General features: G+C 70.9%; 13 protein-coding genes. 3 read left to right on the top strand and 10 right to left on the bottom strand.

What is annotated here, in order from left to right; translation table 11 throughout:
* Positions 1–28 precede the first annotated feature (28 nt).
* The 4 genes from LWJ43_RS10785 to LWJ43_RS10800 all read right to left on the bottom strand — a co-directional run bounded on the left by LWJ43_RS10785 (position 29) and on the right by LWJ43_RS10800 (position 3823).
* On the bottom strand, positions 29–784 hold the full coding sequence (locus tag LWJ43_RS10785) for an AIM24 family protein (protein ID WP_277332062.1): 756 nt from the start codon (positions 782–784) through the stop codon (positions 29–31).
* Positions 785–802: 18 nt separating this feature from the next.
* Positions 803–1483 carry an AIM24 family protein gene (locus LWJ43_RS10790; protein WP_277332063.1) on the bottom strand — a complete coding sequence of 227 codons (681 nt, stop codon included), beginning with the start codon at positions 1481–1483 and terminating at the stop codon, positions 803–805.
* An 11-nt stretch (positions 1484–1494) separates the two neighbouring features.
* Positions 1495–3090 carry a TerD family protein gene (locus tag LWJ43_RS10795; protein ID WP_277332064.1) on the bottom strand — a complete coding sequence of 532 codons (1596 nt, stop codon included), beginning with the start codon at positions 3088–3090 and terminating at the stop codon, positions 1495–1497.
* 106 nt (positions 3091–3196) lie between these two features.
* Positions 3197–3823, bottom strand: coding sequence for a M48 metallopeptidase family protein (locus tag LWJ43_RS10800; protein WP_277332065.1), 627 nt, complete (start codon positions 3821–3823; stop codon positions 3197–3199).
* Positions 3824–4003: 180 nt separating this feature from the next.
* Between LWJ43_RS10800 and LWJ43_RS10805 the strand changes: the two genes are divergently transcribed.
* Together LWJ43_RS10805 and LWJ43_RS10810 are read left to right on the top strand one after the other, a co-directional pair.
* Positions 4004–5149, top strand: a complete 1146-nt coding sequence (locus LWJ43_RS10805; protein ID WP_277332066.1) for a ThiF family adenylyltransferase — start codon at positions 4004–4006, stop codon at positions 5147–5149.
* Positions 5150–5211: 62 nt separating this feature from the next.
* Entirely contained in the window at positions 5212–6645 is a 1434-nt protein-coding gene (locus LWJ43_RS10810) for an ABC1 kinase family protein (RefSeq protein WP_277332067.1), read from the top strand.
* Positions 6646–6795: 150 nt separating this feature from the next.
* On the opposite strand, the gene LWJ43_RS10815 is transcribed toward LWJ43_RS10810, so the two are convergent.
* The 4 genes from LWJ43_RS10815 to LWJ43_RS10830 form a co-directional block, all read right to left on the bottom strand.
* Entirely contained in the window at positions 6796–7155 is a 360-nt protein-coding gene (locus tag LWJ43_RS10815; protein WP_277332068.1) for a hypothetical protein, read from the bottom strand.
* A complete protein-coding gene (locus LWJ43_RS10820) occupies positions 7152–7520 on the bottom strand; it encodes a WhiB family transcriptional regulator (RefSeq protein WP_277332069.1) in 369 nt (122 codons plus the stop codon). Before LWJ43_RS10820 ends, LWJ43_RS10815 begins: the two co-directional genes overlap by 4 nt.
* 170 nt (positions 7521–7690) lie before the next feature.
* Positions 7691–8020, bottom strand: a complete 330-nt coding sequence (locus LWJ43_RS10825) for a hypothetical protein (RefSeq protein WP_277332070.1) — start codon at positions 8018–8020, stop codon at positions 7691–7693.
* 167 nt (positions 8021–8187) lie between these two features.
* Entirely contained in the window at positions 8188–10410 is a 2223-nt protein-coding gene (locus LWJ43_RS10830; RefSeq protein WP_277332071.1) for an ATP-dependent DNA helicase UvrD2, read from the bottom strand.
* A gap of 246 nt (positions 10411–10656) precedes the next feature.
* Here LWJ43_RS10830 and LWJ43_RS10835 point away from each other — a divergent pair, with 246 nt between their 5' ends.
* Entirely contained in the window at positions 10657–10914 is a 258-nt protein-coding gene (locus LWJ43_RS10835; protein WP_277332072.1) for a mycoredoxin, read from the top strand.
* Between the two features lie 325 nt (positions 10915–11239).
* Here LWJ43_RS10835 and LWJ43_RS10840 read toward each other — a convergent pair whose 3' ends face one another.
* Positions 11240–12073: a hypothetical protein gene (locus LWJ43_RS10840; RefSeq protein WP_277332073.1), complete on the bottom strand. Its 834-nt coding sequence runs from the start codon at positions 12071–12073 to the stop codon at positions 11240–11242.
* A gap of 67 nt (positions 12074–12140) precedes the next feature.
* Positions 12141–13088, bottom strand: a complete 948-nt coding sequence (nudC, locus tag LWJ43_RS10845; RefSeq protein ID WP_277332074.1) for an NAD(+) diphosphatase — start codon at positions 13086–13088, stop codon at positions 12141–12143.
* Positions 13089–13132: the final 44 nt, after the last annotated feature.

Consider the following 13132-nt stretch of genomic DNA (forward strand, 5'->3'; position numbering starts at 1 on the left):
GCCCCCACTGCCCGCGGTGACGACCGGGTCAGTTCCAGGCGTTGTTCTGGTTCTGGCCGTGTGCGCCGTGCTGGCCCACACCGAACTGGGCCGCGGCCCCCTGGCCGATCTGGGCGTTCTGCGGAGGCAGCACCTCGCTCGGCTGGACGAGGGCGAAACCCTGGCCGAGGAAGCTCAGCTCCCAGCCCTCCCCCGTGTTGCCGCGGCGTCGCATGACCCCCGACGAGTGGGTCTGGGCCTGCATCTGCACCCGCAGCCCGCTCGACCAGGCGACGATCGCGTCGGCGTCCGCGTTGACGTACTTGTCGGGCGTCACCTGCATCATCAGGGGCTGGCCCGAGGTCATCAGCGCGACCTTGCCATTGCCCGAGATGTTCAGCTGGTACTTGCCGGTGCCGGAGATCCCGTACTGGCTGTCCACGGCGATGACCTCGGTGTGCAGCGAGGAGTCCAGCGCGAGGACGTACGCGCTGTCGACCGTCATACCCTCGTGGTCGACGTCGACCACGTGGATGTACTGGGCGAGGTTGGCGAGATAGACCGTGCCCTGGCCGGAGCAGCGCATGAGGTCGAGGCCCTCACCCGTGGTCCTGCGGGCGCGGCGCTGGCTCTGCGACTGGTACTCCCCGTCGAACTCCATGAGCCCCTGGTAGGCGACCATGGCGCCCTTGCGGGCGAGGACGTCGTCGTGACCGGTCAGCGAGACGCGCAGGAGCTGCGGGTTCTGGACGGCGTAGCGGTCCTGCGACTGCTGTTCGGTGTGGCTGAAAAGCGGACTCTGCATGGTGTGTTCCTCCCCCGCTCAGTTCCGGACCCGCAGGCGGTCCGTACTGTCCTCGCTCGGCTGGACGACGACGATGCCCTGACCCGAGAAGGCCATCTGGTAGGCCTCTCCGCTGCCCCGCCCGATGAGCGAGCCCGCCTTGAAGCTGCGCTTGCCCTTCACCTTGAGGTTCGGGGACCAGGCGACGAGGGCGTCGGGATCGACGTACGTCTCGTCCTCGCCCCGGCCGCAGTCGACGACGATCGGCGTACCGCGCGAGGTGATGGCGACCCACCCCGTGCCCTGGACGCAGACGTTCCACAGGCCCTGGCCGGCGAACTTGGCCAGTCCCTTCACCCTCTCGACACCCCAGGTGAGGTGGCTGTCGAAGGCGAGGAGGTTGGTGCCGTTGACCGACAGGGAGTCGTTGTCCAGGTTGATGACGACCACGTCGGCGCCGTAGTCGGCGAGGTAGAGCAGCCCGTCGCCGGCGCACTTCATCAGCGGCGTGCCCTCGCCGGTGATCCACTGGGACGCGATCTGGCGGACGGCGGGCGGGTTGGGCTCGTACTGGATGAAGCCCTCGTAGGCCACCATCGAGCCGGTGCGCGCGTACAGGTCCTGGCCGCTTGCCATGGCGACCTTGAGCATCGTGCGGCCGTGGTTCTCCATGCGGGCCGTGACGGGGGTCGGGGCGAAGCCCGCGAGTTGCTGGTTCATGACGGGCTCCCTCAGACCTCGTAGGGCTGGACGACGATGAAGTTCCCGGGGGCTCCCCGGAACTGGAGGTTCACGGTCTCCCCGCTGTGCCCCGGGTACGCGTTGCGGCGCAGCCGGACCTGGCTGGAGATGATCACCTGAGACGCGGACGACCAGGCCACCACGGCGTTGCAGTCGGCGAAGGTGGTCGGTGTGACCGGCAGGACGACGGGCACACCGTGGGTCTTGACGACGACGGTGCCGGTGCCCTGGAACTGCATGGTGAACAGGGCTCCGCCGGGGATGCCGTGCCCTTCGATCCTGCGGACCTCGTACTGCAGGGACTCGTCGAAGGCGAGGACGCTCTCCGCGGAGACACAGATGCCGTCGCCCTGCAGTTCGATGGGGTGCAGATGCGCCCCTTCTTCGGCGAGGAACACCTGGCCACGGCCGGTGCAGCGCATCAGCTGCATCTCCTGGCCGGTCGCGTTGCCGACCATGCGGCCCGCGAATCCGGCACCCTTGTAACCGAAGTCGACCTTGCCCTGGTACATCACCATGCTGCCCTGACGGGCCAACACGGGCATGCCGCCCATCGTGAGGTCGACGCGCATGAGCTGCTGGTTCTGCGAGGTCCAGCGCTGACCCGTGGCCGTTTCCTTGTAGGGCTGCAGGGCGGCCTGCAGACCCGCACCGGTGGCGGGGACCCCCTGGGGGACACCGCCGTGCGGCATGCCCGGGGGCTGCTGCCCGAACGGCGCCGGGGGCTGCTGCCCGTAGGGCGGGGCACCAGGAGGCTGCTGACCGTAGGGCGGGGCTGCGGATGGAGCGCCCTGTCCCGGGATCTGCCCGAACTGCGGCGGCTGGGGCGGCTGCCCGTACGGAGCGGGCGCCTGGGGTGCCATCGGTGCGGCGATCGTGGGCGCCGCGTGCACCGGGGGCTGCTGCGGTGCGGGAGCCGGCGCCGCCGGGGCGCCGAAGGCGGGTGCCGGCTGGGGCGCCTGGGGCGCTGCCGGAGCACCGAAGGCGGGAGGGGCGGCGGCCTGGGGCGGCGGTGCGAAGGCGGGAGGGGCGCCCTGGGGCGGTGCGGCGGGAGCTTCCTCGGCGACCTCGCCGCCGAAGTTCTTGAGCAGCGCGTCGAGTCCGCCGTCGAAACCCTGGCCGACCGCGGCGAAGCGCCAGACGTCCTTCAGGTAGAAGTCGCCGAGCATGACCGCGCGCTCGGTGGTGAACTCCGAACCGGTGAAGGCGTACTTCACCACCTCCTCACCGCCCGCGACGATCCGGATGTATCCGGGACCGATCTGCGACATCTGTCCGGCACCGTCGAGGGTCGCGGTGAAGGACAGCTTGTGGATGTTCGCCGGAATGCGGTCGAGGGTGACGCGGAACGATTCGGTGTCACCGGCCTGGGCGCCGAGGAGCTGAATGGACTCCTCAGGCGATTTCGGCTGGTTGAAGAAGATGAAATACCGGTCGTCGGAGAGCTGCTCGTCGGCGTCGAGACCGAAGCAGCTGATGTCGAACGTCAGGCCGGAGCCCGCGATCTGCACGCCTACGTACAGATCCGTCCCTGACGTGAGATCACTGACCTTGGCCTTGTGGCCGCGCTGGAATTCCCTGGCCATGCGTAACGACCGTCCCCCATCCCGAAGGTGAATGCGTCGCGTCAGGCTAACCGCAAACCACGACAATGAGCCAAGCCGGTACAGACCCGGTACACAACCGGCGACGTCACTCCTCGCGAGCGGCGGGCAGTTGGGGAAGCCGCTCGGCCGCCACGACTCCTTCGAGATACCCGCGCGCACGCTCGGTCCGGGGATACGACTCCAGGAGCCGCCAGAAACGGGGCCCGTGCCCCGGGACCAGCAGGTGGGCCAGCTCGTGGAGCAGGACGTAGTCGACGACGTACTCCGGCATCCCCTGCAGGCGGTGCGAGAGCCGGATGCTGCCCTCCGCCGGGGTGCATGAGCCCCAGCGGGTGTTCTGATTGGTCACCCAGCGCACGGAGGCGGGCCGCGCCCGGCCGTCGAGATACTGGCCGGAGAGCCGCTCGGCACGGTCGGACAGCTCGCTGTCACCGATGACCCGCTTGCTCTCCTGCGCCGCGAGCTTGTCGAGCATCACGCCGACCCAGCGCTGCTCCTCGGCCTCCGACATCCGGGCCGGGATGAGCACGATGGTCCGCTCGCCCTCCCGGTACGCGGAGACCGTTCTGCTGCGCCGCGCGCTCCTGCGGACCTCGACCGCGCCCGTCACCGTCGCACGGGGCTGATGGGCGGCTGCGGCGCTGCGCTGCTGGCGTCCGGCGCGGCGCGCGGGGGTCTCCCCGGCGAGACCGGGAGGGGAGTCGGCGGGCACGGCACGACGTTACCCGCTGGCGGCGGCGGAAGTCCCACCCCTCGACGGTGCAACCTTGATCCACTTTCTTCGCCCGCACCATTTGAACGACTAATGCCCCAGCCTGTGGATAACTTTCCGCCCGTTTCTCCGCCACGTTGCATTCTGACAACGGATCCCGACACCGACCTGGGAGAAGTCATGCATCTCATGCTGAAGCCCGCACTCCGGCGGGCCTGGCGTGGACGGAACACCGTGCAATTCGGCGTGACGCCCGCGCACGCGGTAACGCTGGGGCCGATGGATATCGCCACCGGCAGCTTTCTGGAACTGCTCGACGGAACACGCGGCCTTCCCCTGCTGCGCGAGGAGGCCAGAGCGCTGGACCTGTCGGACCGTCACGTGGACATTCTGGTGTCACGCCTCATGGAAGCCGGTCTGCTGGACGATCCGGACGCGGGCGGCCCGGAGGCCGAGGCCTTACGGCGTCGCGCCGAGGCCGTCGAGCGGCAGCGCCCCGACGCGGCGGCGCTCTCCGTCGTCCATCCGGCGCCCGGCGGCGGGCTGCGCAGACTCGCGGCCCGGCGGGCGATGCGGGTCCAGGTGCGCGGTGCGGGCAGGGTCGGCGCGGCCGTCGCCGCGGTGCTGTCCGGTTCGGGCGTGGGTCACGTCGAGGTTCTCGACGGGGGCCGCACCGAACCCTGGGACGTCTCTCCGGGGGGACTTCCGGCCTCGTCGGTCGGGGAGCGCCGGGACACCGCGGCCCGGCAGCTGGTGCGCAGATCGGCGGTCGGCGGGGCCCCGCGCCAGGGAGGAGCGAGCACGGCTCCGGCGTGCGCTGAGCCCGCCCTGTCCCTGATCGTGGTCGCGCCCAGGGACGGCCTCTCCGTCTACGCCCCCGATCCGGACGTCGCCGCGCCATGGATCGCCGCGGGGACACCGCATCTCTACGCGGGCGTCATCGAGGCCACGGGAGTGGTCGGTCCGCTGGTGCTGCCCGGAGGCACCGGATGCGCGGGCTGCCTGGCCCTGAGCCGGGCGGACAAGGACCCCCAGTGGCCGCGGATGCTCGCGCAGTGGAAGTCCGGGCGACGCACCTGTGTGCAGGCCTGCGATCTGGGCCTGGCGACAGCGGTGGCCGGTCTCGCCGCAGCCCACGCGCTGTCCTTCCTCGACGGAGAACTCCCCGCCGGCACGGGGACACGGTGGGAGGCCGCGATGCCCCTGCTGGACTGGCGGTCGGAGCGGCTGGGGCCGCACCCCGACTGCCCCTGCGGCGCCGCCGGGCACACTGAGGTGGAGCTCACCTCCGCGGCCGCCGCCACGCAGGACACAATGGCCGGGTGACCGCCACGGACGGAGTGGGCCGGACGTCACGTGGCACGGCAGTCTGGGAACTGGAGGGGCACATGTCTGATCTTCCCCGGAAGGCGGTCACCCGTACCGCGAAGCTGGCAGCTCTGCCGCTCGGCTTCGCCGGGCGTGCCACCTGGGGCCTTGGCAAGCGGATCGGCGGGAAGTCCGCCGAGATCGTGGCCCGCGAGGTCCAGCAACGCACGGCTGAACAGCTCTTCAAGGTGCTCGGCGAGTTGAAGGGCGGCGCGATGAAGCTGGGACAGGCGCTGTCCGTCTTCGAATCCGCGCTGCCCGAGGATGTCGCGGGCCCTTACAGGGCGGCGCTGACGAAGCTCCAGGAGGCCGCACCGCCCATGCCGACCCGGGCCGTCCACGGTGTCCTGGCGGAGCGGCTCGGCGAGGACTGGCGGGAGCTGTTCACCGAATTCGAGGACGAGCCCTCCGCCGCGGCCTCGATCGGACAGGTCCACCGGGCCGTCTGGCACGACGGGCGTGACGTCGCCGTGAAGGTGCAGTACCCGGGAGCGGGTGAGGCGTTGCTGTCGGATCTCACCCAGCTCAGCCGCTTCGCGAGGCTGCTCGGCCCCCTGGTCCCCGGCATGGACATCAAACCGCTCATCACGGAGCTCCGCGACCGCGTGTCCGAGGAACTGGACTACGAGCTCGAGGCCCGCGCCCAGCGTGAGCACGCGGCCGAGTTCGAGGGCGATCCGGACGTGGTGATCCCGGGAGTGGTGCACCAGTCGGATCAGGTACTGGTCACGGAGTGGATCGACGGGATCCCTCTGTCGGCGGTCATCGCCGACGGCACTGCGGAACAGCGGGACCGCGCGGGCCAGTTGCTGGCGCGCTTCCTCTTCTCCGGGCCGGCGCGTACAGGTCTGCTGCACGCGGACCCCCACCCCGGCAACTTCCGGCTGCTCCCTCCTGAGGAGGAGACCGCCGAGGGCACGGACGCGGATCCCGGCCTGTGGCGCCTGGGGGTGCTGGACTTCGGCACGGTGGACCGGCTGCCCGGCGGTCTGCCGGAGACCATCGGTGACGCCCTGCGGATGACGCTGGAGGGGGACGCGGACGGCGTCTACGCGATGCTGCGCGAGGCAGGGTTCGTCAAGGAGTCGATCGAGCTCGAACCGGACGCCGTGCTCGCCTATCTGCTCCCCATCATCGAGCCGGCCCAGGCGGACGAGTTCACCTTCACCCGCTCCTGGTTGCGCAGCCAGGCCGCCCGGATCGCCGACCCGCGCTCCCCCGCACACCAGTTGGGCAAGCAGTTGAATCTGCCCCCGTCCTACCTGCTGATACACCGCGTGACCCTGAGCACGATCGGGGTGCTGTGCCAACTGAACGCGACCGTCCGGCTGCGGGACGAACTGGAGTCGTGGCTCCCGGGGTTCCTCATGGATCCCGTGCCGGACGAGGACGGCGCCGAGGGACGTACGACGGACGAGGACGGTGCCCAGGAGGATACGCCGGTCGAGGTGTAGGAGACGCCGCCTCCTCGCCGCACATGCACTGCGGGGCCGGCCTGTCAGGGCCGGCCCCGCAGAAGGGGAGTGTGGCTGCCTGAAGGCCGAGCGGTGGCCCGGCAGCCGTGGTGCGCCGTACTGGTGCAGGTGTCAGTGCATGACGGGGTGTCAGTGCATGACGGCCATGGCGAGCGCGCGACGGGCGCGCATCGAGGCGCGCTCCGCACGGCGCTGCATCCGCCGGGCGGACACCAGGCGCACGGCCTGACGTCCCTCCTCGGCTTCCCTCAGGCGGTCGTGCATATGCGCACGGGCCAGGGCTTCTGGGATGAGTTGCATTTCGCGGGTCCTGTTCTGGCGCGAGTCGTTCGCGCCGATGATGGTGACGTCCGGGGTCGCGGAGCCGACGGGCTCCCGCGTGGTGGTGGTCATTGGTGCCTGATTCCGGGGGTCATGGGTCTGGGGACGGTCGATGGTTCCGATGCGCTTCGTTCGTGTGGGGGACATGACCCCCAGGCCGGCGGTCACGCCGCGACCGGGTTCTTGCGCGGCCGCCCACGCGGACGCTTCCGGGCGACGACGACGCCCTGCACGAAGAGCTCGCCACCCCAGACGCCCCACGGCTCGCGCCGCTCCTTGGCCCCCGCGAGGCAGGCCTCGACCAGCGGGCAGGTCTGGCAGAGGGACTTGGCGTACTCGACGTCCGCGGGGGACTCGGCGAAGAAGACCTCCGGGTCGTAGGAACGGCAGGGAACGGGTACGCCGAGGTTCTCGATGGCGTCGTCGAGCGCGGTGAGCGCGGTGAGGGGGATCAAGGTGGAGTCCTCCGTGAGGCCGGGCGGGGAGATCGTGTCGGAAGGCGGTACGGACGGGGCGTGCGTCTCGAGTTGCACGGTGGCGTTGTCCTCGTCTGGTCGTGCCGGCCTGTTGGCCGGTTGGCGGCTGGTACCAGGTCCTGCTGTCCCGAGGCTCCTTCGTCTCGTCTCATCCGTTCGGACAAAACAAAAGGGCCGCGGATCCCGGGTGGGGTTCCGCGGCCCTGAAGGCGCCGGCCTGATTCGAATCAGGCTGGATCACTCCAGGGTTCAGGCCCACGGAAGGCCCACATCGTGTGGTGCTGCGTCGTCTGCTTCTTGGCTCCGGCACCGGCTGCGGCTGCCGCAAAGGCATAGGCCGAGGCCTGTCCCTTCACTACTGCTGCTTCCGGCGCCTCGGTCGGTCGCTCATTGCGCTTCCGCACCGGCAGGCTCGCCAGGGGCAGCAGGCGGACGGCGGGAACGCCGGACACACGGGTGCCACCGAGGGAGAGCTCTGCCGAGCGGGTGAGGCCGAGCGAGCAGGCGGAGACGACCGACGGATCGGTCATTTCGATGGTGTTGATGATGCTGATCACGACAATCGCCTCCTCTCGGCGTCTCAAGGGACCGGCCGGGACCGGTCCTGCGGTATTCGGATAAGTACAGCACGGAGTCAGGGCTTCAGAGAAGTCGCTGTTCCCGTGGTTAAGAACCTATGGTGATTGCCGCTGCGGGCGCAAACTATTTTTTCGCCGAGTTTTTCTCACACCTCGCCGTCGCCCTCCTCCGGCTCCTGACCCACCGTCCGACCTGCGCAGATGGCCAGGACATCGGCCCCGAACCTGGTCAGCTTCCGGTTCCCGACACCCGCGATGACGACGAGCTCGCCCTCGCTGCCCGGCGCCGCCTCCGCGATGGCCATCAGCGTCTTGTCGGTGAAGACGCAGTAGGCGGGCTGGCTGATCTCCTTCGCCCGGTCCGCACGCCACTCACGCAGCCGCTCGTACAGCGCCTCGTCCATGTCCGAAGGACAGTCCTCGCAGCGCATCAGTTTCAGCTCGCCGGCCTCGGTGAGCGTCCTGCCGCAGACCCTGCATCGCACCGGGCCCCTCCTCGCGGGCCGGGCGGACGCCTCCGTGACGGTGCCGGCCCTGCCCGGACGGGAACCGCGGTCGATTCCGCCACCCCCTCCGGCGCCGCCACGGGTGCCGACCGCGGCCGATCCGGGGCGGAGCCCGTTGAGGAAGCGGGTCGCCCGGCGGTTGCCCCGTCCGCCCGGCGACCTGGACAGGGCCCAGGACAGCGACAGGTGGAAGCGGGCCCGGGTGACGCCGACGTACAGCAGCCGGCGTTCCTCCTCGACCTGCTCGTCCGTCTTGGCGTAGGCGATCGGCATCATGCCCTCGGTGAGCCCGACGACGAACGCGGCGTCCCACTCCAGCCCCTTGGCCGAGTGCAGCGAGGCCAGCGTGACGCCCTGGACCGTGGGCGCGTGCTGGGCGGCGGCCCGCTCGTCGAGCTCGGCCACGAGATCCGAGAGGGTCGCGCCCGGCTTGGCCTGTTCGAAGTCCTCCGCCAGCCGCACCAGCGCGGCGAGGGACTCCCAGCGATCCCGCACCGCCCCTGAGCCGGCGGGCGGCTTGGAGGTCCATCCCTTGGTGGAGAGCACCGCCCGCACCTCGGAGGGCAGGTCGTCGGCGCCGTCGAGCAAGGAGTCGTTGCCGCCCGCGCGGGCCGCACCGCGCAGGGCGACCCCCGCCTCCCGCACCTCGGGACGGTCGAAGAAGCGCTCGGCGCCCCGCAGCTGGTAGGGCACACCCGCGTCCGCGAGGGCCTGCTCGTAGACCTCGGACTGGGAGTTGACCCTGTACAGCACGGCGATCTCTCCCGCCGGCACCCCGGCGGCGATCAGGTCACGGATCCGGCGTGCGGTGCCCTCGGCCTCCGCGGGTTCGTCGGCGTACTCCGTGTAGACGGGTTCGGGGCCCTTGTCCCGCTGCGAGACCAGCTCCAGCCGGTGTTCGGCCGCCTTGCCCCGGGCCTGGCTGAGCAGGCCGTTGGCCAGGTGGACGACCTGGGGGGTGGAGCGGTAGTCCCGCACCAGCTTGACCACCGTCGCGTCCGGATGGCGGGTGCGGAAGTTCAGCAGGTGGTCGGGGGTGGCACCGGTGAAGGAGTAGATCGTCTGACCGGCGTCGCCGACGACGCAGAGGTCGTCCCGGTCACCGAGCCAGAGGTCCAGGAGCCGCTGCTGGAGCGGGCTGACGTCCTGGTACTCGTCGACGACGAAGTGCTGGTACTGCCGGCGCACGTGCTCGGCGATGTCGTGCCGGTCCTGGAGGATACCGACCGTGAGCAGCAGCACGTCCTCGAAGTCGATCACCGATCGGTCGCGTTTCAGCTGCTCGTACATCGCGTAGATCTGCGAGAGCTCGGCAGGGTCGCGCGGCGCGTCCCGCTGGGTCTTCGCGACCGCGGCCGGGTAGTCCGCGGGCACGGTCTGCGTGACCTTGGCCCACTCGATCTCGCTGGTGGCGTCCCGCAGCTCGTTGCGGTCGAGCCGGATCCCGCAGCGGGCGGCGGCCTCTGCGACCAACTGGACCTTGCGCTCCACGAGACGCGGAAGCTCCCCACCGACTGCTTTCGGCCAGAAGTACTGCAGCTGACGCAGGGCCGCGGAGTGGAAGGTCCGGGCCTGCACACCGGTCGCGCCGAGCTGCCGGAGCCGGCCCCGCATCTCGCCCGCCGCCCGGTTGGTGAACGTGACGGCGAGCACGGTGGTCGGCTGGAGGATCCCGGCACGCACCCCGTAGGCGATGCGGTGCGTGATCGCCCGCGTCTTGCCCGTACCTGCTCCGGCCAGCACGCACACGGGTCCACCGAGGGCCAGCGCGACCTCGCGCTGCTCCGGGTCGAGCCCGTCGAGCACGGCGTCCGCGGAGTCGGGGACCTGTGGGAAGAGGGTGGAATGCGTTGCTGCTGTCACCCTGCCATGCTGCCAGGTCGCGAGGAACGGCCGTGGCGGTTGTCCACAGGGGCCGCCGATTGTCGTACCGGCTTCGGAGGTGTCGTGCCGGTACGCGGCGGGTCCGGGAACCGTCCCCGGTCCGGGGCCGGGAATGGCGTTCGGGTCCCGGACGTTCCCTGCATGCGGGACAGTGCGCGGACGCGCCGGTCCCGCACTCAGCGGGACCTTCCCACGGGACACACGAGACAAGGGAGCACCGACGACATGCCGGGCACTGTGACGATGTACAGCACCACGTGGTGCGGCTACTGCCGCCGGCTCAAGGGGCAGATGGATCGCGAGGGCATCGCGTACACCGAGGTCAACATCGAGCACGACCCGGATTCGGCCGCTTTCGTCGAGAAGGCGAATGGCGGGAACCAGACGGTACCCACGGTTCAGGTAGTTCCCTCCGGTGGTGGCGCCGAGGTCGTGATGACGAACCCGAGCCTTGCCCAGGTGAAGCAGGCGCTCGGCGTCTGACCCGCACGGGACACAAGACCCCCGACCGGCCCGGCGCCGGTTCGGGGGTCTTCGCGTGACCGGGCCCCGTACGACGGCAGCCCGTCCACGGCGAGGCGCCGGCCGACCGTGGCGGACGGGCGGCGCCGGTACCGTACGCAGGCCTGGCCGGCGGCCCCCCGAGGGACGTTCGCGGACGCCGCCCTGCTGGACTGACGTGCCGCGGCCGGACCGGACGCCGTGTGCGCGGCCTGCGCATCGCGCGGGGAGCGGGGGCCCCGACCGTGCGGCGCTGCAGGGCAGGCAGGCAGGCAGGCAGGCAGGCAGGCAGGCAGGCAGGCGATTCTCAGCGCTTGCGGGGCTTCCTCCGCCACCAGCCGGCGCGCCGTACCGCTTCTCCGCCGGGGCCCGGCGGACTCGCCATGTCCTCGACCGAGTCCGCCGCCGGCCCCGTGGCGCGCTCCGCCGCCGGTTCCCGCACAGCGGCCCTGATGCGGTCGAAGGTCGCTATCCGGTTCCCCTTCTCACCGGCCAGGACGAGTCCGAGGCAGACCAGCCTGAACCGGTCGTCCCCGAGCTCCTCCCCGACGAAGACCGGTGCACCGGCGCAGCCCTCGGGCACGGTGGAGCCCAAGCGGACATGGCCGTCGTCCCCGCGTGCCACCTGGCCCACGACGACGGCCTGCAGTCGTGCCCCGTCCGTCTGTCCCACGTCGTGGCCCAGGATGTACGCCGGCCGGGGCTCGGCACCGATCCGGGCGATGTCGTCGTGGTGCGCGGCCAGCCCGTCGGTGATCTCGTCCGTCGTCCAGGTCCAGCCCTTGCGCCTGCCGTGGGCGTGGAGTCCGCTGGTGGGCATCACGGCGACACCCAGGTCACCGAGGACGGTCCACGCGTCGGAGAAGCCCGTGACGAGGAGCCTCTCCGCGCTCATCACGGGTTCGCACAGCTCAGGCCGCAGCGTGAGCTCGCCCAGGTCGTAGCGCGTCATCTCCGCCGCCGTCACGAGGTACTGCTCGACGACCTCGGTGCCGGACGTGGCGTCGACGAGATCGTTGAACCAGAAGGCAGTCGCGTGGTACCGGTCCGCGTTCGCCTGCTTGAAGGCCAGGGTCGAACGGCCGGCATTGGCCATGAGAGCATCGATGGTCGCGCCGTGGCGGACGCTCGGTTCGGGCATGGCCCCGGACTCTACCGAGGTGTCCCGGCGCGCACGGAGCCGGGATGCCGCGGCGGCGCCCGCACCGTCAGCCGGCTCCGCCCGGCCTCGGGAGCGGCTTGCCGTACCAGAGCTCGATCAGGCGTGCCGCGATCGAGACGCCGAAGGGCGGCAGCACCTCGCCGGAGTCGAAGGCGGCGGTCAGGTCCTCGCGGGAGAACCAGCGGGCCTCCTCGATCTCCTCGCCGTCCACGGTGATCTCCGAGGACACGGCGCGGGCCATGAAGCCGAGCATCAGGCTGGAGGGGAACGGCCAGGGCTGGCTGGCGATGTACTCGACCTCGCCGATGGTGACCCCCGCCTCCTCGAAGACCTCGCGGGCGACGGACTGCTCGATCGACTCCCCCGGCTCGACGAAGCCGGCGAGGGTGGAGAACCGCCCCTCGGGCCAGTGCACCTGGCGGCCCAGCAGCGCACGGTCCTGGTCGTCCGTGACCAGCATGATCACGGCGGGGTCGGTGCGCGGGTAGTGCTCCGCGCCGCAGGCCTGGCAGCGGCGGATGTGCCCGGCTGCCGCGATCACGGTGCGTTCGCCGCAGCGTGAACAGAAGCGGTGCAGCCGCTGCCAGTTCTCCAGGGCCACCGCGTGGACCATCAGACCGGCGTCGCGCGGGCCGAGGAGCATCCCGGCCTCGCGCAGACCGGCCGGCCGTGCGGACTGGTCCATGCGGCCCGGGAGGGAGTCCTTCTGGAGCGCGAAGTAGCGTACGCCGTCCTCGTCGGTGCCCAGGAAGTAGCGGTGGGTCTCGGTGACCGGCGCCTCGAAGGCGGGTGTCATGACGAGCTCGGTGCCACCGTCGGGGGTGTCGTCGATGAGCGCCTGCCCCCCGGAGACGACGAAGACTCTGGTCGTCGGGTGGCTCCAGGCCGCGGCGAGCCAGGCCTCGTCGAGCCGGTGGTGCGCGGCGCGGTCGATGCCGCTGGGCGCGGTGAGACCGATCGGGCGGTCTGCGGTGGCGTTGTCGAAGGTGCTCACAGGTGCTTCCTACTCCCCCGGGGGCGGATCGGGCGTTCAGAGAT

Origin of the sequence: Streptomyces sp. JH34, from assembly GCF_029428875.1 — a bacterium.
Taxonomy (GTDB): Bacteria; Actinomycetota; Actinomycetes; order Streptomycetales; family Streptomycetaceae; genus Streptomyces.